Raw genomic sequence first — 26,583 nt, 5'->3', positions numbered from 1 at the left:
GCTTTATCCAATCGAAAAGAAAGGCAAGACCAGAGATCGATGGAATCATTCGCTTCCCCAGGGAATGCTCAAGATCTGTCGCCATGACATTCTGCCAGAAGTCTGGAAACGGTAATTCAGTTCGTGACTACTGATACTCCCCCCGGCGCCCTGGGTTACCGCAGATCGACTGCCACCAGCCCCCTGATGGATAACGGGAGACGATGCATAGCCCAGCCCCAGATTGACTCTTTTTATGGAAAGATCAGCGCTGGCCTGATCGCCCTGATCCTGCTCACCCAGAACGGGATCGGGTGATGCTGTCCCCGTCTGGTAATGCAAGCCGACCAGAGTACTGGAACCATCCACACGGCAACTGTCTGCTGATGGCTTGTATTCAGTGAACAGAATCAGAGAAAACAATCGGGAAGCCGAGGTGATTGACCGCCCGGCGGGAATAACACCATCACCCTCTAAATCAATCATCCAGCCACTCTTGGCCGCAATCACTGACTGAAGCGCAGTAAAGCTGCTGACGATTGAGGAGTCCACTGTATAAGCCACATTGCCGCTGCTGGTTTTTTTATTGATGTTACCATTGGTGTAGACCTGAACGTCCGTCGTATTGACCAGATCTGATAAAGACACCGCATTGTAGGTTAAAGCACCGCTGCTATCTTTTGGTTCCCTGAAACCATAGAAGGACTGTGCTTGTGTTGTGCGATTGTCATCATACGTCAGTAGTCTTCCACTCCCTACATAAAGCCAATGATCACGCTTGTCTGAGGCCACAACAGGGGCGGCTGAAATCGGCTTCCCGGTATCAAGAAGTGTTGTCAGTGTTGAGTCGGCCATAGTGTTTTGCAGACGCAATCTCATAAGTTTGCCAGCCAAAGTCGATGCACCTGTTGCAACTGCTCCGAGATAAACAGCATCGTCTTTATAATCCCGATCCCAATCCACGGCTGTAATATTACCTCCGTACGCCTGAGAAAACCCTGAATCCATCGGCGCCATGCCCGACACAAAAGCTTTACTTTTCAGATCATAGACAAAGAGTTTCAGATTCTGATTACTCGACCCGTCATCCAGTGCCGTTCGTATGCCAGACTCCCCTGTACCGATGGGTCCTGATGCAAAAACCAGATACCATTCATTCGTCGTAGGTGTTTGACTCCAATCATCTTCACCCTGGCTGTCTTTGGCGGCCACACGACGTTTTACCAGAGCAGGGCGAGAAGTGGTAAAGCCCAGTTCCGGATGGGTTATTTCCGCCAGCAGTTTAGGGGGCTCCTCTGGATTAGTGATATCCAGCACTACATAGGCAGAGCGAAGTGTTTTGTTATTCCCACCCAAAGTCACCTCATAATCACCGCCACCAAGACGCATACCCATCACCAGCACGGTTCCCCAGCCGCCGGGATAATCACTGTCATTACTGTCAAAAATGTTGGCATCGAAAGTTACGGGCTCTGCATCCATGTAGTAAACATGGGGATAGTCCGGCTCTCTCAACCATTGCAGATGAGGCAACAGATTCATGGGCGTATAAGCCCAAAGTTCAGAACCCAGTGGATGGCTGACTTCGCTGTTATCCCCCGTTGTGTTATAGCCGTATTGACTGTCATCCCAGAAGCCACCGTTAAAAGCGTGGATCATGCCGTCATTAGCCCCTACGTAAAGCATGTGCCGACGGTTTTTGTATTGGTTGTAGAAGGAGGTATAGGTGGTATCGGAATAGAGGGCATCAAACCGACTTTCTGGAGAAGACACCAGCTGTGGTGTTGAATGAATAATATCACCCAGTCGCCAGACATCATCGTCTCCGTCTTCATCGTAGTCAATGGTTCTAGGACGGGTTCCGGAGATCTCCTCACCGCGAACATAGTTGATGACATTGGCAACCTCAGAAGCTGAAACCCCCAGATAACCCTCGCTTGTGCTGAATGTATCAGGCGTCAGTGGCAGAGTTTCACCGATATCAACAACACCATCATTATCTTCATCCAGCCAGGTCAGAATATGGCGGCCACCTGAAGCGAGGGAACTGAAGGTACGCTGACTGGTGACGTTGGAGAGACTAGATAATTGATCTCTGGCATCCCAGATTGCATCCAGCTGATTCAGGGACTGAAGAGCGCCGTCGGGCGTCAGTGTTACCCCAGAATCTGAAGTGGAATATCTCTGAAGCAGAGTCTGGTTGGAGTTGGGGTCAAAAATCAGCTTCACGACTTTATCGACCGTATAATCATCAAGCTTGTCATTACCATTGCTGTCTTCGCGAAGTAAACCCTTACTGTCGACAAAGAGCGCGTGAAGCATACCACCCCAGGAAATGGTCTTACCGTTGTACTCCATAACGGGTTGAAACAGCGCCTGATAGAGAACACCTGCGCCGGTCTGACTGTTCGAAAAAAGTGCCGCGTTGGTGGCGGAGGACACCCTGCTGACGATATCCTGCAACACTTGCCCCAGCTGAGCTTCTAACTGGCTGGGGTTACGAGCGAAATAATAATTGTCAGGTAAACCATCTGCGCCTATTGAGCCGGTGGTATTATTCCGACTATCCCACTCCCGGTCATCATCTGAAATCCCATCGCCATTTTCGTCATACCTGGGCGTACCATCACCATCAAGATCAACAAAGCCACCGTACTTGGCCGCAAACCAGAGCGGTTTTTCAAGCCGACCTGCTGAGTTGCCGCTGGCCGTAAAGTTACTCACTTCATAATCCGTCTGCCCTTTGTAGACAAAATCGTTTTGTAATCCATCGTCGTAAGTACCAGTCATTGTGTAACTGAACCTCAGGTTCAATCCGGCATAAACACCATCTACTTGGACAGCCATTCGCACCTGGTCACTGCCAAAACTACCCACACGCAGGGTTGAATCTGAAGTGTCTGAGCACTGGGCTCCAACGCAAAACTTAATGCGTGAGGAAGCGTCATAATCAAAATCATTACCCCAGAGAGAGTCCTCCCAGGTAAACAGCAAGCTGCCTTCCACGACCTCACCATCAGAGTTCAGTACTGTATTCTCTACCACTACATCAGTGAGTGTGCAGTCACTACCACTGCCAGAGAAATTCGTTCCAGAACCAAAGTTGGAGCTGGTATGACAAACCGGTTGGAAAGTGACAGGCTTACCACCCGCATTCAGGGTAAAGCTAGGCATACTCTCTGCCAATTGAACGGCATAGGTTTTGACTTTCTGCACACCATCAAGAGTAGTGTTCAAATCGGTCTGGTTGCCATAGAACGCCAATCCGGACGCCTGATAACTCCCCTCCAGCTGAGGCAACTCAGGACACAGGCCTTTGGCTTCTGACAACCCATTAAGATACTTGGCTGTACACTGTCGTGTGCTACCTGTACCTCCAACCAGATAGTTACCAGCAAAGTTATTGTTATATTCAAGCTCACCCACTTCATCGGTTTTGCTATTCACACTGGCAGTACCCGACAAGCCAGGCAAATCGGCACTACTGGAGAGTTCGTCGGAATCAAAAGAGTTCAGTCCGCTGGACAACAGGATAATTGAACAGTTGGCACAGGCGTTGGCTGAAGTGACGGGGGCAATCCAGGACTCGGTCGACAGTCCTGACACAAATTGATCATCAACACTGGTATCAAAAGCACTGCTGGGTGATGACTGACCGGCAAAGTATCTTAGAGCCTCCAGATACATTTCAGCCAGTGGATTCCCCCAGTTGCTGCAATGACGATTTGAATAAGTTGAACGCCCTGATTTAAAGGTATCAATGGAAATGCCATAAGTGCTGCAGTCGGTATATTTATTCTGACTGTAGCTGTATCTGGCAATTCTGAAGCTGTTGATGTGCTGTATGATGCCATTGACAGAGCCGTTAAAAATACCGGTAGATACATTGACCTCATCATCAGAAGACGACGAGTTACCACCAATTTTGGAGATATTTCTTCGCAGCAAGCCACCAGAAATATTCTTGTCGTAACTGCCGCTGATCAAGCCAAACCGGAGACTGCCATCTTCACCATAGCGTTGCAGCAATCCCACCGGTTTGGCGTTGCCATTAGAATACTCTCTGCAACGAACCGACGTTGATGCATCTTTACCTGCTACACAGGATTCAACCCGAACCGTTTTTTCTGCTAACTCATAGCTGCTGGAAGGACTGTTAGACGCACTCCACTGGCACTGAATCACTTCAGTAGACGCCCAGCGCGGCCATTGACCACTGGCAATACGAACCTTTGGTTCACCAAGTTCACTGGTCGCCAGATTACAAAAACTCACAGAACCACTGTAAGGAGTCAGACTGGCAAGATCACTGCCATTGTATACTTTGACAAAAGCATGAATATCTCTGGGCAAATAGGCTCTTTCCAGAACGGTCAGAGATGAACTATCAGAAGACCGTTTACCTCCAAAGAGCACCCTTCTCAAAACATCCATTCGACTCATGGTCGCCCAATTCAGAAAATTACCACTCCATGGTGCATTTGCTGTATCACAGAAGTGACTATGGGTACCGGTTGCCAGTGCAACCGGTGAAAATCGCCCATTCGACGAACTGTACGAATAGCACCACTGACTGTCGAAGTACCCCAGGTATTCGAAGTCGTCTTTATAGGTCACATCCAACTGACCATCACCATCCAGATCCGAGTAATCCGGGTAGGCTTTTTTAAACAGCTCGTGATCAACCGACATCACCAACATAACCAGAGGTTCCGAGCTTCGACTTAACAGAGGTGGCACCGATGAATAGAGATTCGATGAGGGATCTGCTGATACCAAAGTGGACCAGACTGACAAAACAGACAGGCTGTTTATCAGTATTTGCTTCATCTTCATGACTGCACTCCTTGAGCTATAGCCTCTGCTAGTCATTTTTTTTATAAGTAGTCTGCAGCATGACCCGGGCATCTGTAGAACCACCCGTTGCCAATACGGTAATCCGATAAAACTGCGCCCAGTCAGTAAAACTGCCCGGGTCGGGGACAGGGCCATCACTTTCCTTGGGTAGATAGCACCGGAACTCAACGATGTATTTAGCCTGAGCAGATATACCTTCCAGATTAATGACCGTCGTTCGATGTCTTGAAGAGGAAGACCAGACAGACTCATCTTCCCAGGGCCTGTCACTGCCATTTTCACAGGTTCCTGCATCGGTAATTTCAGTGCCACTGAAACAAAGCCCATTGCTGCAGCCTGAATTAAAACTGGAAAGGGAAAAAACGGAATTGGCAATGTAATTTTCAGCTTCGAGCACTGCCACTTCTGCAGAGTGAAAGGCTAATTGTTCATTTCGAAAGTTACCGGTCATTTTCTCTTCCAGGCTGGTCAACCTGATCGAAGTAATACCGGCTACTGTGAGAATCAATAGCAGCACCAGACTGACCATTAAAACGCTTCCCTGCTGAGACTTCATTGTGCTTTTCATTGAACGATCCTCACTGCGGAATTCGATTCCGCAACTCCATAGTGATCACAAAAGATCGACGTAAAAAATTATCCGAGGGTGTTATGCGGTTTCCGGCAAAAAAATAGGACTGAGGGGTGTCCGTCACCTCCTGAAAACTTCTAAACAGCATCTCCATACGAACGCTGGTCACACTTTGCCAATCAAGACTGAACAACCCTATCTCTGAAGCGGTTCGATATTGATTGGCAATGCCATCGTCATCACTGTCATAGCCATAAAGCAGACTTAAACCTTCTACACCTTCAAGAAGCGCTTCAGCTGAATTAATCGCTCCAGAGGAAGTTTCTCCGGCAAACCTGCGATAGAGATTCGGGACACCGTTACTGTCCCGGAGGTAGTAAACGACAGAAGACAGAGGAAAAACCTGTGAACCGGTATGACTCTCAGCTTTGGCGTCCGCAGCGGATGTCAGACAGTTATAGCTTCCACCCAATTGGCTGGTGCAGTTATACAAGTTGCCACTGGAAGCTGATTCGTGAGAGACCGTTGAGCCACTGGTATTGGCTCCGGCACGAAAAACGGAGACCCCCTGACAGTCAGAGCGAACCGCAACCAGAAGATCTCCCGAATTAAAACTATGAGGAGCCGCCAGCGTCATTCTGGCCGTTGAGGTATTGTGACTGATAACACTCAGCCCGCTTTCCTGATCAATCCTGTGAATGACAACACTCTCTGAAATAGCATTGCTGTCGACTGAGGAATGATTGGCCTGGGGGACACCCAGAATGCCCTTATCAAAGTGTGCCATCCAGGTGCGATCATCCGTGCTGGTAAATAGGGCATTGGCAAGATCTGCACTGACAGGGCATCCTGTAGAACCAGCCATGCGAATGTCCCGCGCCATCAAATCAATGGCAAAGCGCGCATTTTCCTGAATACGGGAAAGTTCATCCTGTAGCATGTAAGTGCGATTGGCACTCAAAAAAAGGTGTCCAATACCCGCGATAAGAATCAACCCCAACAGCAGGGCGACCATCATCTCTACCAGTGATAACCCTGCCTGCTTCACCCCCTCTCTATTCATAGTGCACTCCTCAACACCACTTCACGTGCTGCCTGGGCACTTCGGGAATCATTGAATTTCAGAGTGATGACATAAACACGGCCTGAGGAAGTATCTTCTATGGCAATAGAGCCTGTAGCATCGGGTAGCTGACAGGCCAGCTGAAATTTCCATTGCTGAACATCATAGGTTGCTAACTGTGACTCACTGCAGGTTGCAGATTCACAGCTATTAATAAATTCCTGAGTCGTACAGGCAGCGGCAACATGCTCTGTTTCCAAAGTAATGTAATCACTGCCCGTAGCTGCGACTGTTTTATTCGCACGAATACGATCCATCATATCGTTGACAACAATGACAGCCTGGGAGCGGAGATAAGCCAACTGGTTATGCTGGAGGCTTTTGGTTTGCAGGCCAGCCATGCCCAACACACCGACGGAGATCACCAGCAGAGCCACCATGACCTCGATCAGGCCAATACCCTTCTGATACAGCTGGTTGATCAGGTTGCGTGTACTTCCTTTCATACGCACCTCAGTAGATTTCACAGTCTATTCAGTTGCAGGTTCCCGACTCTGACACCCTTGCTCTCCCGGTGAGACTCAGAACTATCTGCCTGACTTCAAAGCCACTCGAATTGGCTTCGCAAAGAGTAAATGTACCTGCCAGCCGGGCTTGTCCATGAGGGTTAAAACCCAGCGTGTTGCCATTATTCCACTGTATGGAAATCAGATTATCCGTTTCTCCAAAGACCCTGATTAACTGATCTTCCGAGTCGAGAGCACCATCAGCATCTTCATCTGCAAACACCAGCCACCCTGTGCTCCAGTTCGTCAGTGAGTTATCACACCCAGACCCATTACTGGACTTGCAAATCGAAACAGGACTTCGTCGTTTAATCGCCTCACTTCGGGCCAGCAACGTACTGCCGAACAGTGTCTGGGTATTAGCAGCAACACGACGATCTGCCAGTACATCTTTGAAAGAGGGAGCTGCAACAGTGATAAGAATCGCAAAAACAGACAGTGTGACCAGCATTTCAGGAAGCGTCATCCCTGCCCTGCTTTTCCATTTTTGGCCCGACCCGAACACCATAATCAGTTCTCTGCTTCGATACTTTGGGAAGAAGGTTTCTCATCGTTTAACTGCACTTTAGTTGTCTCTGATATCAAACCGTAGAAGCACTGTAAGAAACTCGGATAGCAAGATCGCTTCAACCGACCAATGGCAAAAACCGCTTGGTTTTCAGGGATAAAAGATTGCGGCTGGACGTAAAGTGGCAGGTACTTATAACAGCTCATCCAGATGAAATACCGCTTATCGGTATCTACTGCCAACTGGAAAAACATTGTGTTCAACTCGGCCATGCAGGGATCATCACACTACCTGCGGCTTGCGAAAAGAAGAAAAATAAATACAAGAAGAAATGCTTTTTCATGGATGTTCAGCCCAAAACCAAGACGAATGGCTTCACACTGGTGGAGCTGATGATCACATTAGCCATTGTGGCCATATTGGCGACTGTTGCGTTTCCATCCATGCAATCGTCCATTGCTAATAATCGAGTTCGCTCCCATGGTCAGGATATTGCCAGTATTCTTAGTTTTGCTCGTTCTGAAGCCATTAGCCGCGGAATTCCTGTCGTTGTTACACCAGTCAATAGTTGGCTTGGAGGAGCAAGTGTTTCTGCTAATGGCGCCGCTATCCAAGAGTTACCCGCTCTCGTGGGCTCTACAAATATTACTAACAATTCAGCAAGCTACACCTTTGACCCAAGAGGCTTAACGATTAATAACACAGCTATTGTCGTCAACCACAATGACTCAGACAACGAAGTAAACATAAATATATCAGCAGGCGGCGCAATTACTGTTAGTGAGGGACCAAAGTGATGACAACTTATCAGGGAAGAGGCAACAGCAAGCATCAGAAAAAAGGTTTCACTATGATTGAAACCTTAGTGGCATTAATCATTATCTCTGTGGGCCTTCTTGGTGTTGCCGGTCTGGTCAGTGAATCCCAGAAGAATGTTCAGGAAGTACAGCAAAGATCAATAGCCCTTCAGCTCACAAACGACCTTCTGGCCAGAATGACTGCCAATCCCCAAGGACTTGCTAACTACCAGGGCAATATTGCTGCCGCCTTGAACCAGCCGGGAACACTCTGCAATCAGAACAATTCCGACTGCACTCCCGCTCAACTTGCAGCCTATGACCTCTGGGAGTGGAGCACCTATCTTTTCGGTAGCTCTATACAACTGAACAATAACGACGCAGGTGGTCTTATTTCTCCCACAGCCTGTATAACAGTCAACAACGATGATGATGTCACTCTTGTGATTGCCTGGAGAGGCAAGTTTCAGAGAGCGGATAGTAATGCTGCGCAGACCTGTGGCACAAATAGTCCAAATTATAACGGCGGCAATGCAAATGATTTACGCAGATTGATGGTTGTTGATACAACTATAAGCTAAGGGATAGTGCTCATGAGAAGCCAACTAAATTCGCTCCATAACCAATCTGGCTTATCCCTGATAGAAATCATGGTAGCCATGACGCTATCTCTTTTTCTTTTAGCAGGTGTTGGTATTTTATATATCAATACATTCACAATACAAAGAGACAGTAATCAGAGAGTTGATCTTAATGACAACAGTAGAACGGCTCTTACGGTAATATCAAAACACCTGAGATCAGCTGGATACGGCAACGGTCTTGGAATAGGAAGTCTGGATACCAACGGCCTTTCTATAAACCCCGCAAATAGTGACTGTGATAACCTCGGTGCTGTTTATAACTCGCTGACCCCTTTTCTTGCAGGTCGTTCCTCTGCCGATATTCTTGGATGTGCAGTTGGCCAAGTTGGGAATTACACCGTAAATGCCGGCTCTCCGTCTGACTGGATTTTATTCAAAGGTGCAGTAGGCCCGGCACTGGAGTTCGATCCTGCCAATGGCGTCAACCAGCTTCAGGCAAACACCAATTATATTTTTTCCAATACTCAACAAGGCCAACTCTTCAGAGGAACTAATCCACCTGCGACTCCGGAAGACGAAATAATCAGGGAATATCAGTTCAGTCTTTTTTATCTTTTTAACAACAATCTTCAGTTGACAAGACTCATCAACGATAGCCTTGTCACAGATACTGTTGCAAACAATGTAGAAAGCATGAGGGTAGTTTTAGGTATTGACGATAACGAGGATGGTCAGGTAAATCGGTATGTTGGTGTACCGACCAATACACAAAATTGGACTGCAGATCAATGGAATAGTGTTATTTCAGCCACCATTTATATTCTTACCACGAGTGACAATGATCCGGGCTATCAAGATACACGTTCTTATTTGATGGGGGATATCACTGTTGCAGCACCTAATGACAACCGTCACCGTATCTTAGCCAGTACCACTGTCTACCTATACAATCAGGCATACAGGTAATTTACCCATGCATAGAAGTTATTCATTGTCGCAAAAAGGTATGATTCTGCTTACCTCACTATTATTCCTGCTTATGCTGACTGCAGTGGCTGTCACCTCTGTAAACTATTCGAACCTGTCACCGAGGAAGTTGGCTAATGCGGAACTTAAAACGCTGACATTTAATCAAGCTCAAGGAGAATTGAATGAAGTCAATGCACTCGGTATGGATCAATTAACGCCAAATCAGTGTCCCGGAGAAAGCCCCAAAAATACTTATAATCCAACGGAAGCGCCTGCGGGCTCAACCAGCGCTGAAATCCAGAATCATCGTTGCAATACTGCTTCTGATACCTCTGCTAATTATCTAACAACAACTGCAAATACTCCCAGAAAAGAAGATGCCAGCGGCGTTGGTAATTATTCGGTTGAATATTATCGTCTGGAAGCTGAAAGGGAGCAGTCCGGGATTCGAACTTCGATTGCGATGAATAGCTACAAGGGATTACTGGGCGACCAAAGCGGCTCAACATTTGGCCTTGATGAAGGTCGTACTGTCACGGTAGGTGACAACTTTCAGTCAAACTAGGTCAAATTAAAATAAAAGTATTAGACGCATGATCCTCTTTAAAACCAAGAAGTACATATCTTCTATAGTGAGAAAAATCACAATCCTGAGTTCTTTGCTGCTGAGTTTCACTGCTGGTGCTGATGACACTGATATATTTATTGGCGGCAACATAAATAATAATGAACGCCCTCAAGTGCTTGTCATTTTTGATAATTCAGGAAGTATGGATAACAAAGTACCATTTGACTCTTCAGTCATATATCCAGACCATGGATATTCTAACCCCGAACAATACTATACGGTGGAAGACTGGATACCAATAAGTGAGGTTGATCAAACTCAGTGTAATGGCTACGAAGCAGATTCATATTGGTATTGGGCTTACTCTTGCAAAGGAAATTTTCTTAACTGGTACAATCATCCTAATAATAAAAAAATTGATCTCGCTCGTGAAGCTATTAAGGACTTGATCAATGAAAACACCGAAATCGATTTTGGTCTATCTGTTTTTAATTCAAGTACTGGCTCTATTGGCAACTATGGTGGAAACATATATAGTGGTGTAAGAGAACGTAACTCAAGCCAAACTCAGAATTTGGTCAATTTAATAGGAAGCATTCAACCTGAGACATGGACCCCGCTCTGTGATGCTTTTTATGAGGTTTATCGATACCTTACCGGGGGATCTATTTATTTTGGCCAAAACTCTTCAAATAGAGATACCTCAGTAGAGTCCAACGGCAATTACATTTCTCCTATCAGAAGCTGCCAGAATTTGTATGTTATCTACATGACTGATGGAGAACCTTCGCAGGACGGTTCCAGAAACAATGCTATAAAAAATTTGAGAATCAATGGGACAGATCGAATCGGGAGCTGTGATGTCTATAAAGATTATCAAGGAAACGACCATGAGAACTGTTTACCTAAACTTGCAAAGTATCTCGCCAATCCAGGAGAATCAGGCTTAGACGGAAACTCATCTACAGGTAGTCAGAAAGCTTACACTTATACTATTGGTTTTGCTACAGACCAAAGCTTACTCTATGACACTGCCAGAGAGGGCAATGGTGTTTGTTACACTACCGTTGGAAGTAATACAGACTCAGAATCTGGCTGTATAGCCGTTGATGATATAGCCTCGGCTTTTCAAGGAGCAATCAAAGAAATTTTGAAACGAAGCAGTACATTTGTTTCACCCGCTGTCGCTGTTAACAGCTTTAATAGAACAGAAACTCTTGATAACGCCTATTATTCGATGTTCCTGCCTTCAGAATCATCTCGCTGGACGGGTAACATCAAAAAACTGAAAGTTTTCAAGTCCCAGACAGAAACTCCCGGATGTGGAAATGGCGATGACTATGACGTGGGCACTGTCGTTGATCGTGGATGTGATCAGGCTTTGAAAGAAGGTTCCAGTCAAATTGATGATGGCGCTTCTACCTACTGGGGAACAATCAATGATGGTGATCAGGTGGAAAGTGGTGGTCTGGGTGAACAACTGCTCACCAGCCGGGGTACATTCTATACAAATATTGCTGACTCCGATGGCTCCGAGCAAATTAGCTCTCTTGATAACATTCCCGCTTCAAGTTTTAACATTGCTTCAGGCAAGACCTATAGCGCGCAAAATCTGATAAGCTGGCTAAAGGGTGGAAGTGATGCCAGTGGATCTAACAGAGAGTGGGTATTAGGAGATATTCTCCACTCCAGACCTGTAACATTGAACTATGGAGCGAGAACCAATGCCTATACACAAACCAATCCTGATATACGAATAGTGTTTGGTACCAACTTTGGTCAGCTCCATTTTATAGAAGATCAAGGAAATACTGTCAGAGAAAATTGGTCATTCTTTGCCAAAGAAAGTGCTCCTATCGTTCCGTCACTCTATGAAAATCTTGATGATGTACCTCACCCTTACGGACTGGATGGTCAGATAAGTTTATTGCGTCTTGATGTAAACAACGACGGTAGCATCAAGAAAACTGACAAAGACCGAATGATCCTGTTCTTTGGCATGAGGCGAGGAGGTACAAGTTACTATGCTATTGATGTGACTGACCCGGAAGCCCCTCCAATACTCTTGTGGAGAATTGATAATTCAACCCCTGGCTTTGAAGAAATGGGCCAAAGCTGGGCACCTCCAGTACCTGTTATCTTACCTGGCCACCGATTCGTGGAAGAGACAGTTTCCGGAAGTACAGCTGCAAAAACCATATATTATAAATACGCATTAGCTATTGGCGCAGGATACGACGGTGACGAAATTAACGGTAAAGATGATGATCGCACAGGAGAGGAAATTGTCGACTCAAATGGTGAGACCAGATATGAACGCTATTACTCAACCAGAGGTCGTGGCATTTACTTTGTTGATGCTGCAACCGGCAGCCTTATAAAGTCGTTCACTGCACCCGATACAGATGATACCAATGACAACGACGCAACCCGTTTTGAATACAGTGATTTAAAATGGAGTGTACCTTCCCCACCCGCAGTCCTCGACAGCAATGGTGATGGTCTGGTTGACAGGGTTTATGTACCTGATTCAGGAGGGAATGTTTTCCGAATTGATATCGGAAAAGACTACAATGATGAGGGTGATGAACTGGCGATCTGGTCAATCTTTAAATTTGCAGAGCTGGGAGCTGATGCCTCGAGCTTTAAGCCTTCACCCGATTCAACTGATGACAAGAGGTTTATGTATCAGCCTGAGATAGTTAGAACTGTTCATAGAGGCACAGCCTATGATGCTGTCGTTCTTGGAACTGGTAACCGTGCCAACCCACTTACAGAAACAAATCTTGATCACTATTATGTTCTCAGAGATAAAAACCTGTTTTATCGTTACTACAAGTCCGGAGACTGCAATGGGTGCACCACGCCTCCAGCAACAATAAGGCATTCCGATTTGTATAATGCAACAGCCAATACCATTCAGACAGGCACAGCTATTGAGCAGCAGGAGGCTCTGAGTCAACTGGCAGGCTCCTATGGTTGGTATATTCAGCTTGAATCTACTGGAGAGAAAACAACAACAACGGGACAAGTGTATGGAGGACAGCTTCTATTCAGTACCTACTCACCATCCAGCAATCCCGGAGCTAATATTTGTACTCCTGGTGTAGGGAGTAGTTATTTTTATGTTCTAAATTTACACACTGCCAGTGCAATCCGACAAGAAGATGATAGCTGGGTCAGAAAAACAGCCTTATCCGTCATCGGTACACCCGGTGATGCCACTATCTTTTCACCGGGTGCCGGAAAAAATCTTGTTGACTTAAATACCGGATATAATGGTATCCCAAGCGAAATAGGATTATACCGTTACGGTTGGGTAGAGCAGCAGTAAAGAAGCACTCACTATGATCAATAATCAAAATACAATGAACAGATATAATGGCTTTACACTAATAGAACTTATGATTGTAGTTGCAATCGTAGGCGTTTTGGCTGCAATAGCATTTCCCAGTTATCAAGCCTTTCTCACCGATGGAAGAAGATCAGAAGGTCAAACGGCTTTGTTGCAAGCAGCAGGTCAACAGGAGCAGTTTTTTTTAGACAATAAAGTCTATACAACCGATATGACGGCACTTGGCCATGCCACTAGTCCATTTATGACTGAGGATGGGTGGTATTCTGTTTCTGCCGCCTGTGCTGTGGGTGGCTGTCAAAATGGATACACACTGACTGCCATACCCCAAGGTGCACAGGCCGCTGATGGAAACCTGACGCTTGATTCACTGGGTAGAAGAAACGCAAACTGGGATAACTAATTCTGAAAAAGCCCTCTAAACCTGAGGGCTCCATTCCAAAAAAAACAATCACCCCACAAAAATCTCAGCCACCATAACATGACTCCCCCCCGGTTCCAGCCCAACAGAAACCTGGGGCAACGTTATCGTTTCCACACAAACCATAGACTTATGATCAAAAGTAGGCACATCATGCATTTTTTCTGCCCGAACAGGTCCCGGGTTCCAGACGACTGTGCCGTTGCTGCCGGATTTTTTGATGGTGATTTTTCTTCCCAAACCAGGATCGTGAAGGATGCAGGCTTCGCTATCATCAATATAGGTTCTGTCGACTTCACCCTGAATGATCACATCCCCTTCCTGAATGCAGGCTCTGCTGTCGTCGGTCTCATCCAGGTAACGCTTGCCATCCAGTCCTTCAATCCAGATCAGGTCCGTGTTTGATACGGTGAAATAAGTATGCAACGCCTGACTGATTTCAACTTTTCCTGCTCCAGTGTTTCTCGTGGTCAGACTGATTCTTAGTGTTTTGCCAACAATAATCTCTATAGTCAGGCCTGCTTTACCATCCCATTCCGGAATACTGTCAATGGGTAATGACAAAACAACTCGAGTCTCGCCAGTCTCCAGCGTGTCAGTCAACTCAAATTTCCAAAGCTCTGTACGGGCAAAACCGTGATTGGGGCCTCCTTCCTGTCGAGGACCAAACCATGGCCAGCAAACGGGCACGCCACCACGAATCGCTTTTCCCTCAAGCATGTCTGCCAATGGGCTCATCCAGAGGACCTTCTCCTGACCTTTTGGCTGATAACTTAAAACCTGCCCTCCCTGCAGGGAAATCATAGCTTTGGCAAAAGGGTTGTCGATTTCAAGAACAGGCACAGCGCCTATCATTCTGGGTTTGAAAGCAGAATTCGTTTGAAAAGTCATAGCGAAACTTCCTGAGTTGTAACACCAAAATAACAGACCCACATTTCTGTGACATGATCAGACACCTCATCGACACATGCATTTACATCTATACCTGCAGATACACTGATAGCAGGGTATGCGGTCAGTCTGGACTTATTGTGGCAACCAAAAATTTACAAGACTATGAAAGAGTATCAAAACTTCAGATAGAGAATTGGGTAAGTAGACGATAAATATCGTATTTTGGACATCCGATACGCTGGATTGAATGTGGGATCAATAACTATTTTATGAAAGGGAAGCTCAGGCTTCCCTTTTCGTTATTATCAGAAACTTAAACCCACCCACAACCAGAGTTTATCGGTATCTACCTTACCAGCAGCATCATCGCCTGCAGTATAGGTGGCATATTTCACACCCGCGTTATAGTGCTTACCAAACTTCTTGCTGTAGACCAGGTCGATCTCTTTACCCAGATCTTCAATAGTGGAGGTCTCTTCATCAGCACTGAAATCGTGATAGGTGGCCGACCACTTACCACCAAACAGCTTGCCACCAACTGTGGCATAAAGATCTTTAAGACCCTGAGCAGGAGTGCTCAGGAACTGATCCGCCCAACCATTGAACTTATGAGCAGTAGCCAGTGGCGTCGAGAAGCCATAATTGCCACCATCGGAGCCCAGAACTTCATAACCCACTTTGGTGGTAATACCGAATATCGCTACTCCACCCTCGACAAAGTAGAAATTGGCATCGTATTTATCTGAACCTGATTCGTACTCCTGAGTGGCAAACTCTCCGGTGTAGAGGAGTTTCAGGTCACTGACATCTGTGGAACCTGAAAGTCTCACGCCGTAGGTATCCCTACTGTTGTCGGTATCATCATCCAACTCAAGCAAGTATGCATAGCCGGTCAGTTTTCCTAAGGGTGTGGCATAAGAAGCATTGAGCAAATGATCCTTGGATCTCAGATCCTTTTCTTCCGCAAAAATCCGGTTGCGTTTGTTGATGTAGGCGTATTTCAGTGACAGTCCTTCAACCGGCATATAATCAGCGCTGAATGCATTAAAGGTTTGTCGATCCTGTCGCCAGCCCACATGCCCAACAAAACGTTGATTATCATAAGCGATAACCTGTCTTCCGAGCCTGGCTGTCAGCCCTTCCATTTTATATTGAATAAATGCCTGATCGACTTCAGTCACTTCAGGATCAGCAATCACGGAATAGTCAGCACCATTGCCAACCGCATCATTGTAATCTTCGATACCCGCTATAGACCTTGAATCTTCAAATTCCAAAAGGCCAGAGAAACCGTAGTAATCCCCTGTCTTGTATCCCAGTCGAGAGCGAAGGGTCAGTGCTTTGCCATCTTTAAGGGTATTGTCCTGATTAACACTCTCGTATCTGAGCCTGAAGTCACCATACGCCTCTCCGCCGGTAAGCGCTTCTATAAATTCGTCAGCCTGAACCTGAGTTGTTGAGACAGCAGCTGCCCCCGCAATAGCCGCTGCCAGTAATGTTACCTTTGTGTGTTTCAAGGACTTAAACTCCGTTTTTTTGTTGTGAAAAGCCTTTTATCGCATGGACGACAAAAAATTATTTTTCTCGCTCATTGCTGATTTATTGTTGTTATTGTTGATTGAGCTGCGTTATATCCCCCCGGATACTACGCGGCCTGAAAGCTTTCCTTACTGCTGGAAGCTTCTTTTTTCTTTTTATGCTTGCTGATGTTTTCCACCTTGCGCTGTTTCTCATAGAGGAACTTCAATACTTCAGAGCGCAGGCGGGTATACTCAAGGTCTTCTGCCAGAGCCAGACGATCTCTGGGACGTTCCAGATTGATGTCAAGAATTTCGCCAATAGTGGCTTCTGGCCCATTGGTCATCATGACGATACGATCCGAGAGCAGTACGGCTTCATCCACATCATGGGTAATCATGATGACGGTGTTATTCAGCTCCTGCTGGATCTCCATCAAAGAGTCCTGCATATGAGCCCGGGTCAGGGCATCAAGAGCACCGAAGGGTTCATCCATCAACAAAATTTCCGGCTGCATGGAGAGTGCCCTGGCAATGCCGACACGCTGCTTCATACCTCCGGAAATTTCATCAGGTCGCTTGTGCATGGCATGCTCCATGTGCACCAATTCCAGGTTGTGCTCTATCCATTCTTTTGTTTCAGACTTGCTTTTTGAGCGTCCAAATACCTGCTTAACCGCCAGTTCAACGTTCTGATAGGCTGTCAGCCAGGGCAGCAGAGAATGATTCTGGAACACCACGGCTCTTTCCGGTCCCGGTTCCCTGACCTCCTTACCGTTAAGGACTACACCCCCGGTAGTGGCCTGGTAAAGCCCGGCAACAATGTTCAATACGGTTGACTTACCACACCCCGAATGACCAATCAGCGAAACAAATTCTCCTTTACTGATCTTCAGGTCCACGCCTTTGAGTGCCGTGAAAGGTCCTTTTGGTGTATCAAACACCATGTCGATGTGGCTTATATCTAATAGAGTGCCCGCTGCTTTTTGAGAGTTCATGTCCGTCACCTCCGTGAATTAACTGACTATGCCGGCCTTGTCCCAGGAGACAAAGCGCTGCAGCTGAAGCATGGTGCGATCCAGCAGAAAACCGATAAACCCGATGACGATAACGGCCACCATAATCCGGGCCAGAGAGTTGGAGCTGCCATTCTGGAACTCATCCCAGACGAACTTTCCAAGACCGGGGTTCTGAGCCAACATTTCCGCAGCGATCAGAACCATCCAGGCAACCCCTAACGACAATCTCATACCGGTGAAAATCATCGGTATGGAAGCGGGCAGAACAATTTTCTGCACATGCTTCAGGGCTGGCAGTCTCAGCACACGGCTGACATTCACCAGATCCTTCTCAATGGAAGAAACGCCCACTGAAGTGTTGATTACCATGGGCCACAGACAACAGAGCGTGACGGTAATCATGGAATTTAAAAAGGACTTGGCTACCAAAGGGTCAGGACTGACATACACAGCACTGACGACCATGGTCACCAAAGGTAGCCAAGCCAGGGGAGAAACCGGTTTAAAAATCTGAATAACAGGATTCACTGCCGCATTCAGGGTTTTATTCAGTCCTATGGCAATCCCCAGGGGTATGGCGATGACTGCTGCCAGGACAAATCCACTCAGCACAGTGATAAGGCTGGTGAAGATCTGGTCCAGAAACGTTTCTTTACCGGTGTAGGCACGAATTTTGGGTACGTAATCCGGGTCCTTGGCCAGTCTGGCTTCGATACGCTTCTCTTGTCGCTCATAGAAGGCCTGCTCTTTGAATCGTTCGGCGCTGTGTTCTTCATAGAGCGACCCCATTTGCTCCCAGACTGCCGAGGGTCCGGGAAATTGGCCCAGTGATGTATCAATTTTGCTGGCGACCCCTGACCAAATCATCAGAAAGACCAGGATGCCGGCAAAAGGAATCAACAGGGTTTTAAAAGTTATTATTATTGTTGTTTTAAGATTTTCAGAAATAATTGGCTTGTTAGTATTGTTATTGGCCAACGCAGTTTCAGTTGTCATGTTGGTTCTCTCCCCCAAACAGCCTTGAGCGGAAAATTCAGCCCATCCCAGAACATAAAACAGTGCACAAATCGTGATGGGGCTGTATTTTCAAAATCATCAGCCCGAGCTTGAATGGATCAACCACAAGGCTGATCCATTCACAACAAAATCAAATCTTGTCGCCCTGCTTCAGACCAATACTGAACTTGTTGATGTACTCATTAGGCTTCTTGCCGTTGTAGACGATGCCGTCAATAAAGTGGGTCTGTGGATTTCTGAACCCGTCTTCTTCTGCAAAGTTCGGGAAGTCGCTAACCTTGGCCAATTTGTCTTCGATCAGGGACCTGGCAGCTGCTTCATAGATATCCGGGCGATAAACTTTCTTGGCAATGTCGACGTACCATGAATCGGGTTTATCTTCAGAAATCTGTCCCCAGCGACGCATCTGGGTCAGATACCAGATCGCATCAGAGTAGTAGGGATAAGTAGCGTTGTAACGGAAGAAGACGTTGAAATCAGGTACTTCACGTTTGTCACCTTTCTCATATTCGAAAGTACCGGTCATGCTGTTGGCAATCACGTCGTAGTCAGCACCTACATAATTGGACTGGGAAAGTATTTTCACAGCCTCAGGACGGTTGGCGTTGTTGTTTTCATCCAGCCATTTGGCAGCACGGATCAGTGCGCGAGTCAGACGAATAGTGGTGTTGGGATATTTTTCGGCAAAGGCTTTGGTAATACCGAACACTTTTTCCGGATTGTCTTTCCAGATTTCGTAATCCGTTACAACAGGAACACCGATGTTTTTGAAGACAGCCTGCTGGTTCCAGGGCTCACCTACACAGTAACCATAGATAGTACCCGCCTCCATAGTGGCTGGCATCTGAGGTGGCGGAGTCACCGATAGCAGTGCGTCAGCATTAATCTGACCTGAGGTATCCCCCTTGTGCGGAGCATAATATCCGGGGTGAATGCCACCCGCTGCCAACCAATATCTTAATTCATAGTTGTGTGTGGAGACCGGGAAGACCATACCCATGTTGAATGGTTTGCCGTCGTCTTTGTACTTTTCAACAACGGGTTTCAGAGCATCCGCCTTGATAGGATGCTGAGGCTTGCCGTCTGCCCGTTTGGGAATATTCGGTTTCATCTGTTTCCAGATTTCATTGGAAACAGTGATACCATTACCGTTCAGATCCATGGAAAACGGAGTGATGATTTCCGCTTTTGTACCATAACCCATGGTCGCAGCAATAGGCTGACCGGCCAGCATGTGCGCGCCATCGAGCCGTCCATCGATGACGCCATCGAGCAATACTTTCCAGTTTGCCTGAGCTTCTATGGTGACGTACAAGCCTTCATCTTCGAAGTAGCCTTTTTCGTACGCAATGGCTATAGGTGCCATGTCCGTCAGTTTGATAAAACCAAACCTCAGTTCTTCTTTTTCTGGATAACCCAACTCGGCATTTACCTGCATTGACACAAGACCACTGACGCTAATCAGGGCACTCATTGCCACCGACTTAAAGGGTCTGAACCACTTCATTTGTCACTCCAAATATCTCTACTGATAGCTCACTGCCCTGCTACCTAAAGATTTATTATTCTGCACCGCCCCCTGAAATGCCTTTTCGGCTCTGGCTCATACATCGCTCCATCACCTTGTCATCACGCATTTCAGGGGTTCGGTACATCCATGTAAAAAAAAAGGCGCCCACCGCTACCTGGAAATTTTTCCGGATAGCGATGAGCGCCTTTGCTCTCTTTCACAACGTCTTTGTTGCGAATGCCTGCTCCTGCCGCCCTTGGCAGAAACATTTTTTATTGTTGTAGCTGAGTTAAAGCATTCTTCGTGCCAACTAATTTCGGCCTCTAACTCTGATCTTTTTTCAATTTTGTTTCATTGTTATTTCGGTTTGGTGCACGACACTGAAATTGCGCACCAACAACGAGCAATCTTCCGATCATGACGCTTTTTCTTCCAGCATGTTGAAAACATCAATAACATTTCTGGCCACAGCTGCCAGAGTTTTACCGTTATCCATAGCCATCTTTCTTAACTTTTTATAAGCCCGGTCTTCACTGATCCCCTGTCTGGACATCAGCAACCCCTTGGCCTTGTCCAGTAACTTTCGATCTTCCAGACGACTCCGGGTCCGCTCCAGCTCATCTTTCAATGACTGGTATTCCTGAAAACGGGCAACGGCCACATCAATAATGGTTTTGAGGCGCTGAGGCTGCAGATCAGCCACGATATAGGCATTAACGCCGGATCGTGTGGCTTGCTGGACGATGTTGTCAGTGGTTTGCTCTACAAACATTACGACAGGGAGTGGAGAGGTCTTGTTGATCAGAGCCAGCTTTTCCAGAAGTGAGGGGGCAGGCTTATCCAGACCAATCACCAGAATATCGGGCGAGAGGTCGGGCACAAGGGTCAGCAGGTCCTCATTCTGCCCCTGTCGTTTAATGACTTGGTAGCCAAACTCATTCAGTGCCTGGTTTAAAACAGACAGTCGAGCCGAACGGTCTCCAATCAACAACACTGAATCCATAGCCTGTAACACTCTATATCCCTGAAAAGATAACTATTCACAGGCTATTTTTAAGCAAGGGCTGTACCAGAGCATTGAGGAACGGGTTTAGCATTCAGAACCAGCCAGCTGTTCCGGAAACGAAATCGATGCAAATGCCTGATGCCTGACCAATTGGATGTGTCAGACTTCTACCATCCGGAGCTCTTTGGGCATGCTAAAAACAATATTCTCTTGTTCCCCTTCCAGTTCTTCGGGCTCTTCGGCGCCTAATTCAATCAACCGATTGATGACACCTTTTACCAGCACTTCAGGGGCTGAAGCGCCTGCGGTAATGCCCAGACTCTGTTTGCCTTCCAACCATTCAGGCTGAATATCCTGGGCTCCGTCAACAAGATAAGCTGATGCGCCTGTTCTTTCGGCTAATTCTCTAAGGCGGTTGGAGTTAGAACTGTTCACCGAACCTACCACAAAGACTGCATCGCATTCGGATGCCAGAGCCCTCACGGCATCTTGACGATTTTGAGTGGCGTAGCAGATATCGTCTTTGCGCGGCCCATTAATTTCAGGGAACTTGACCCTCAGTGCATCAATCACCCTGGCGGTATCATCCATAGACAGTGTCGTCTGTGTAACATAAGCAAGATGTTTCGGATCTTTCACTGTCAGTTTCCGAACATCGTCTTCTGTTTCAACGAGGTACATCTTCCCGCCTTTAGAGTCGTCGTACTGGCCCATGGTACCTTCCACCTCAGGGTGTCCATCGTGACCAATCAGAATACACTCCATACTATCCCGGGAGTAACGCACAACTTCCATATGGACTTTTTTGACCAGAGGACAAGAGGCATCAAAGACTTTCAAACCACGACGCGCAGCCTCTGTTTCGACCGCTTTGGAGACACCGTGAGCACTGAAAATAACAATAGAATCATCCGGTATCTGATGGAGCTCCTCGACAAATATGGCACCACGCTGTTTGAGGTTTTCTACCACAAACTTGTTGTGAACGACTTCGTGACGCACATAAACAGGAGGCTCAAAAACATCCAGAGCCCGGTTTACGATGTCGATAGCCCGGTCAACGCCTGCACAGAATCCCCGGGGATTTGCCAGCTTGATTTTCATGCCTCTGCGCTCTTGTCTGGTGTATGAGTTTCTGGTGTATGAATCGCTTGAGTGATATTCAGAACCTTCACTTCAAACAACAGTTCTTTACCCGCCAGTGGATGATTAAAGTCCACTTCAACATGGCTCTCTGTCAAACCGGTGATGACGCCAGCCAGCTCAGAGTTGGCGGCATCAGCAAAAGAAACGACTAAACCTACCTGCAACTCCATATCATCAGAGAATGTGTCTCTGGTAAACTCCCTGATGTTCTCGGGATTTGGCATACCAAAAGCACCGACGGGTGGGATTCTGAAGCTGCCCTGGTCACCCTCGGACAAGCCATAAATCACCTGCTCAAAACCCTGAGGCAGGTTCCCATCCCCCACGACAAATGTAGCAGGCTGGCCATCAAAATTACTGTCTACCACCTGCCCGTCTTCCAGTTTCAGGGCAAAGTGCAGTGTTACCTGCCTTCCCGGTCCTACCACAACATCAGACATTGTTTTTCTATACCCGCTTTCGAAAAATCCATTCATACACAGACAACGATTGCCGCCATCTTAAAGACTCCAGGCGCCCCATAGTCCAGCATAATCTCAGCTATGACTGTTATGCTGAGGCCGGAAGATATCCAGAACCAACATGGCTGCACCGGAGGTTATGGCCATATCCGCCAGGTTGAAGGACGGGAAATACCAACCGTCATGATACACCAGCAGAAAATCCACCACGTAACCATTCATGACTCGATCATAAAGATTGCCCAGTGCACCTCCCAGTATCAGAGCCATTGAGCAGGCCTGCCAACTTTCTTCTCTCTTCATTCGGGCAAGCCAGACGACCAACATCAGGCTGACGACGGATGCTACCCCCACAAAAAGCCACCGTTGCCAGCCACCCTGATCACTCAGAAAACTGAATGCGGCGCCAGTATTATAGGCCAGAGTCAGCGAGAAAAAGGAAGGAATGACAGGCACCTGCTCATAAAGGTATAAGCTGTCCACAATGCGATGCTTGACCACCTGATCCAGAATCAGAACCACTCCACTTATCCACAACCAGTGGAGCATTCCCCATGATTTTTTTCTCATACTGTTGAGGCCCTTTTAATCTGTTTTAGTGAGTCCCAGTTAAATCTTATGCCGAGTCGTATAAATGTCGATATGGTTACAAACCGAAATAGAAGATAAAGCTCTATGTCTATAACCGGAGAAGGTGACTTTTCCTTGTCCGTCTGACTGTTCATGCAGTCAAAAAATAGAGCACCAGTGAATGAAAAAAATGCCCGAACGCTATCGGGCATTTCTGATTCATGACGATCAATCAGGCAAACCTTCTGGCCTCACCTTCACCGTCAACATTTTCAACACAACGCCCGCAGAGTGAAGTGTGTGCTTCAATAGTGCCAACGTCTTCACGACGGTGCCAGCAACGAACACACTTCTCATGCACTGACTTGCGAACAGCAACCTTCAAACCCTCAACTTCGGTATCCACAGCCTTCACAGCTTCAGGCAGAGGCTTGAGTTCAGCCTTGGAAGTAATCAGGACAAAGCGCAGTTCATCGCCTAGTTTGCCCAGCGTTTCCAACAGCTCATCACTGGCAAACAAGGTCACTTCTGCTTCCAATCCGCCACCGATCACACTTTCTTTACGAGCATCTTCAAGCGCCTTATTGACGGCGTGTTTTACGGCCATGACAGAGTTCCAGTAATCTGCACCCAATTCATCACCTTCCAGGCTTTTCAGGTCTTCATACCAGGTTTCCAGCAGAACAGACTTGCTGCGCGAGCCAGGAATAGACTGCCAGATCTCATCGGCCGTAAAGCTGGTGATGGGAGCAATCCACCGGGCAAAGGCTTCAACAATATGGAACATAGCCGTCTGACAGCTGCGACGCGCCAGACTATCTGACCGGGTTGTATACTGACGATCCTTGATGATGTCCAGATAGAAACCACCCAAATCCAGAGAGCAGAAATTATGAACTTTCTGGTAAACATTAAGGAAGTTATAGCTGTCATAGGCGTCAATGACTTCCTTCTGCAGACCCATGGCACGGTCAACGGCCCAGCGATCAAGAGACAGCATATCATCCCAGGCTACACTGTCGGTTTCAGGGTTGAAGCCGTTTAGGTTAGACAGCAGGAAACGAGCCGTATTACGAATACGACGATAGCTGTCTGCCGTGCGCTTGAGGATTTCATCAGACACGGTCATTTCTGCGGTGTAGTCTGTTGCAGACACCCAGAGACGTAAAATATCTGCACCCAGTGACTTGAATACCTTCTGGGGAGCGATAACATTGCCCAAAGACTTGGACATCTTGCGACCATTGGCATCCACCGTGAAGCCATGGGTCAGAAGCTGCTTGTAGGGTGGCACACCTTTAGTAGCAATGCCGGTCTTCAGGGAAGACTGAAACCAGCCACGGTGCTGGTCAGATCCTTCTACGTAGATATCTGCAGGGGACTGCAAACCTTCGCGACGATCCAACACAGAGTAGTGGGTGACACCGGAGTCAAACCATACATCCAGAGTGTCTGTCACCTTCACATACTGCTCAGCATCTTCTGCTGATAACAGATCAGCAGGCTCCAGATCAAACCAGGCATCCATACCTTTCTGCTCGACTTTCAAGGCCACTTTTTCAATGAGTGCAGAGGTATCAGGATGCAGCTCTTCGGTTTCCTTGTGAATAAACAGAGCAATGGGCACACCCCAGGTACGCTGACGAGAGATACACCAGTCAGGGCTCTGGCCCAGCATGGACTCCATACGGTTACGACCCCAGTCTGGAGTGAACCTGACATTATCCAGAGATTTCATGGCTGTGTTTAGCAGGCCTTCTTTTTCCATACTGATAAACCATTGCGGTGTAGCACGGAAAATCAGGGGCGTTTTGGTTCTCCAGCAGTGTGGATAGCTGTGCACCATTTTGGCCTGAGCCAAAAGACGACCATTTTCTTCTAACGTTTCAACAACCTTTGGATCAACCTTGTAAACATGCTCTCCGGCAAAACGTTCAACATGACTGCGATAGAGACCGGCATCATCCAGATAGTTCAGTGTGCCAATGCCGTACTTTTTACCAACGTTAAAGTCATCGACACCATGGTCAGGTGCAGTATGTACAGAACCGGTACCGGCGTCGGTGGTGACATGATCACCCAGAATCAGAGGGATTTCACGATGATAGAATGGATGGGCTACTTTTTTGCCTTCAAGCCGGGCTCCCAGACTACGGGCAATGATAGTGTAGTCTTCAATACCGTAGCGTTGCATGGCAGACTCAACCAACTGTTCGCCCAGAATCAGTCGTGCAGGCTGACCGTTGACCTGACACTGAATCAGTGCATAACCCAATTCTGCACCCAGTGTTACTGCCTGGGAGGATGGCAGAGTCCATGGCGTTGTGGTCCAGATAACAACGGCTACTTCGCCTTCACCCTGCTCATTACCTTTGCCATCATTGTCAAAATCAAAAGCAGACAGTAGATCAGCTTCGTCCAGAACGGCGTAACGCACATCAACCTGGGTAGAGGTTTTTTCCTGGTATTCCACTTCAGCCTCAGCCAATGCAGACCCCCCAACCACACTCCAATAAACAGGCTTATAACCTTTCACCAGATGACCGTTGTCGGCTATTTTACCCAAGGCCCGGATAATGTCGGCTTCGGTCTGGAAGTCCATGGTCAGGTAAGGCTTATCCCAGCTACCCAGGATGCCCATGCGTTTGAAATCTTCACGCTGACCATTGACCTGCTTGGCGGCATACTCCCGGCACTTGGCACGGAAGGTTTTAAAATCAACCTTATCGCCCGCCTTGCCCAACATGCCTTCCACTTTATGTTCAATCGGCAGGCCGTGGCAGTCCCAGCCCGGCACGTAGGGAGCATCAAAACCGCTCAGGGTTTTGGACTTGATGATCATGTCCTTAATGATTTTATTGACCGCGTGACCGATATGGATGTCGCCATTGGCATAAGGAGGGCCATCATGCAGAATGAACTTGTCACGACCTTCGGACACCTTGCGAATCTCTTCGTAAAGCGCTTCGTCGTACCAGCGCTTGAGCATTTCAGGCTCACGCTTGGCCAGATTTCCACGCATTGGGAAATCAGTCTCCGGCAAGTTCAATGTATGCTTATAGTCGGTCATAGTTGGATCTCATCATCACACGTCTTGCGGGCCAGACAAACAGGCCCAAAGCTCGTCATCCCAAACTGTTTCAAGAAACCCGCCCGGAAGTTCCAGACGATGTTTCTCAGCAATCTTCTCACAAGCTGTTTTTCT

General features: G+C 47.2%; 21 protein-coding genes. 6 read left to right on the top strand and 15 right to left on the bottom strand.

The features are described from left to right. Window positions 1-45: 45 nt before the first annotated feature. Genes ACOMHB_RS08945 through ACOMHB_RS08925 form a run of 5 tightly spaced genes read right to left on the bottom strand, consistent with a single transcriptional unit; the run spans window position 46 to window position 7,544 of the window. On the bottom strand, window positions 46-4,815 hold the full coding sequence (locus ACOMHB_RS08945) for a pilus assembly protein (RefSeq protein WP_448216344.1): 4,770 nt from the start codon (window positions 4,813-4,815) through the stop codon (window positions 46-48). Between the two features lie 28 nt (window positions 4,816-4,843). Beyond that, on the bottom strand, window positions 4,844-5,404 hold the full coding sequence (locus tag ACOMHB_RS08940; protein ID WP_448216343.1) for a pilus assembly PilX family protein: 561 nt from the start codon (window positions 5,402-5,404) through the stop codon (window positions 4,844-4,846). A gap of 10 nt (window positions 5,405-5,414) precedes the next feature. Then, entirely contained in the window at window positions 5,415-6,470 is a 1,056-nt protein-coding gene (locus ACOMHB_RS08935; RefSeq protein ID WP_448216342.1) for a PilW family protein, read from the bottom strand. Next, window positions 6,467-6,976 carry a type IV pilus modification protein PilV gene (gene pilV / locus ACOMHB_RS08930; RefSeq protein ID WP_448216341.1) on the bottom strand — a complete coding sequence of 170 codons (510 nt, stop codon included), beginning with the start codon at window positions 6,974-6,976 and terminating at the stop codon, window positions 6,467-6,469. Before pilV (ACOMHB_RS08930) ends, ACOMHB_RS08935 begins: the two co-directional genes overlap by 4 nt. A 28-nt stretch (window positions 6,977-7,004) precedes the next feature. Continuing rightward, the gene (locus ACOMHB_RS08925; RefSeq protein WP_448216340.1) at window positions 7,005-7,544 is read right to left on the bottom strand and encodes a GspH/FimT family pseudopilin; all 540 of its coding nucleotides are present in this window, start codon (window positions 7,542-7,544) and stop codon (window positions 7,005-7,007) included. Between the two features lie 164 nt (window positions 7,545-7,708). Between ACOMHB_RS08925 and ACOMHB_RS08920 the strand changes: the two genes are divergently transcribed. From ACOMHB_RS08920 to ACOMHB_RS08895, 6 genes are read left to right on the top strand one after another with little or no spacing between them, the layout of a single operon-like run. Beyond that, window positions 7,709-8,341 (top strand): GspH/FimT family pseudopilin, encoded by a 633-nt coding sequence (locus ACOMHB_RS08920; RefSeq protein ID WP_448216339.1) that lies wholly within the window; start codon window positions 7,709-7,711, stop codon window positions 8,339-8,341. Further along, the gene (gene pilV / locus ACOMHB_RS08915; protein ID WP_448216338.1) at window positions 8,341-8,922 is read left to right on the top strand and encodes a type IV pilus modification protein PilV; all 582 of its coding nucleotides are present in this window, start codon (window positions 8,341-8,343) and stop codon (window positions 8,920-8,922) included. The genes ACOMHB_RS08920 and pilV (ACOMHB_RS08915) overlap by 1 nt, the downstream gene beginning before the upstream one ends. 12 nt (window positions 8,923-8,934) lie before the next feature. Then, window positions 8,935-9,891: a PilW family protein gene (locus ACOMHB_RS08910; protein ID WP_422132944.1), complete on the top strand. Its 957-nt coding sequence runs from the start codon at window positions 8,935-8,937 to the stop codon at window positions 9,889-9,891. A gap of 7 nt (window positions 9,892-9,898) precedes the next feature. Next, window positions 9,899-10,459, top strand: coding sequence for a hypothetical protein (locus ACOMHB_RS08905; protein WP_448216337.1), 561 nt, complete (start codon window positions 9,899-9,901; stop codon window positions 10,457-10,459). A gap of 28 nt (window positions 10,460-10,487) precedes the next feature. Next, on the top strand, window positions 10,488-13,796 hold the full coding sequence (locus tag ACOMHB_RS08900; RefSeq protein WP_448216336.1) for a pilus assembly protein: 3,309 nt from the start codon (window positions 10,488-10,490) through the stop codon (window positions 13,794-13,796). Between the two features lie 13 nt (window positions 13,797-13,809). Then, entirely contained in the window at window positions 13,810-14,220 is a 411-nt protein-coding gene (locus ACOMHB_RS08895; RefSeq protein ID WP_448216335.1) for a type IV pilin protein, read from the top strand. 48 nt (window positions 14,221-14,268) lie between these two features. On the opposite strand, the gene ACOMHB_RS08890 is transcribed toward ACOMHB_RS08895, so the two are convergent. From ACOMHB_RS08890 to ileS, 10 genes are all read right to left on the bottom strand, one after another. Further along, complete coding sequence (locus ACOMHB_RS08890) at window positions 14,269-15,129, bottom strand: D-hexose-6-phosphate mutarotase (protein WP_448216334.1); 861 nt, start codon at window positions 15,127-15,129, stop codon at window positions 14,269-14,271. A 308-nt stretch (window positions 15,130-15,437) separates the two neighbouring features. Continuing rightward, entirely contained in the window at window positions 15,438-16,649 is a 1,212-nt protein-coding gene (locus ACOMHB_RS08885; protein WP_448216333.1) for an alginate export family protein, read from the bottom strand. 128 nt (window positions 16,650-16,777) lie between these two features. Further along, complete coding sequence (locus ACOMHB_RS08880) at window positions 16,778-17,647, bottom strand: ABC transporter ATP-binding protein (RefSeq protein ID WP_422132938.1); 870 nt, start codon at window positions 17,645-17,647, stop codon at window positions 16,778-16,780. Window positions 17,648-17,665: 18 nt separating this feature from the next. Continuing rightward, on the bottom strand, window positions 17,666-18,664 hold the full coding sequence (locus ACOMHB_RS08875; RefSeq protein WP_422132937.1) for an ABC transporter permease: 999 nt from the start codon (window positions 18,662-18,664) through the stop codon (window positions 17,666-17,668). 151 nt (window positions 18,665-18,815) lie between these two features. After that, the gene (locus tag ACOMHB_RS08870; protein ID WP_448218619.1) at window positions 18,816-20,159 is read right to left on the bottom strand and encodes a CmpA/NrtA family ABC transporter substrate-binding protein; all 1,344 of its coding nucleotides are present in this window, start codon (window positions 20,157-20,159) and stop codon (window positions 18,816-18,818) included. Window positions 20,160-20,610: 451 nt separating this feature from the next. Next, a complete protein-coding gene (locus tag ACOMHB_RS08865; protein WP_422132936.1) occupies window positions 20,611-21,198 on the bottom strand; it encodes an ANTAR domain-containing response regulator in 588 nt (195 codons plus the stop codon). Window positions 21,199-21,360: 162 nt separating this feature from the next. Then, window positions 21,361-22,305 carry a 4-hydroxy-3-methylbut-2-enyl diphosphate reductase gene (gene ispH / locus ACOMHB_RS08860; RefSeq protein ID WP_448216332.1) on the bottom strand — a complete coding sequence of 315 codons (945 nt, stop codon included), beginning with the start codon at window positions 22,303-22,305 and terminating at the stop codon, window positions 21,361-21,363. Then, entirely contained in the window at window positions 22,302-22,787 is a 486-nt protein-coding gene (locus tag ACOMHB_RS08855; RefSeq protein WP_448216331.1) for an FKBP-type peptidyl-prolyl cis-trans isomerase, read from the bottom strand. The genes ispH and ACOMHB_RS08855 overlap by 4 nt, the downstream gene beginning before the upstream one ends. Window positions 22,788-22,883: 96 nt before the next feature. Further along, window positions 22,884-23,378 carry a signal peptidase II gene (lspA, locus tag ACOMHB_RS08850; protein WP_448216330.1) on the bottom strand — a complete coding sequence of 165 codons (495 nt, stop codon included), beginning with the start codon at window positions 23,376-23,378 and terminating at the stop codon, window positions 22,884-22,886. 232 nt (window positions 23,379-23,610) lie between these two features. Then, window positions 23,611-26,448 (bottom strand): isoleucine--tRNA ligase, encoded by a 2,838-nt coding sequence (ileS, locus tag ACOMHB_RS08845; RefSeq protein ID WP_448216329.1) that lies wholly within the window; start codon window positions 26,446-26,448, stop codon window positions 23,611-23,613. Window positions 26,449-26,583 lie beyond the last annotated feature (135 nt).

The organism is Endozoicomonas sp. 2B-B (assembly GCF_053470045.1).
Note: the sequence above shows the minus strand (reverse complement) of the source record. Positions and strands in the feature narration are given on the sequence as shown.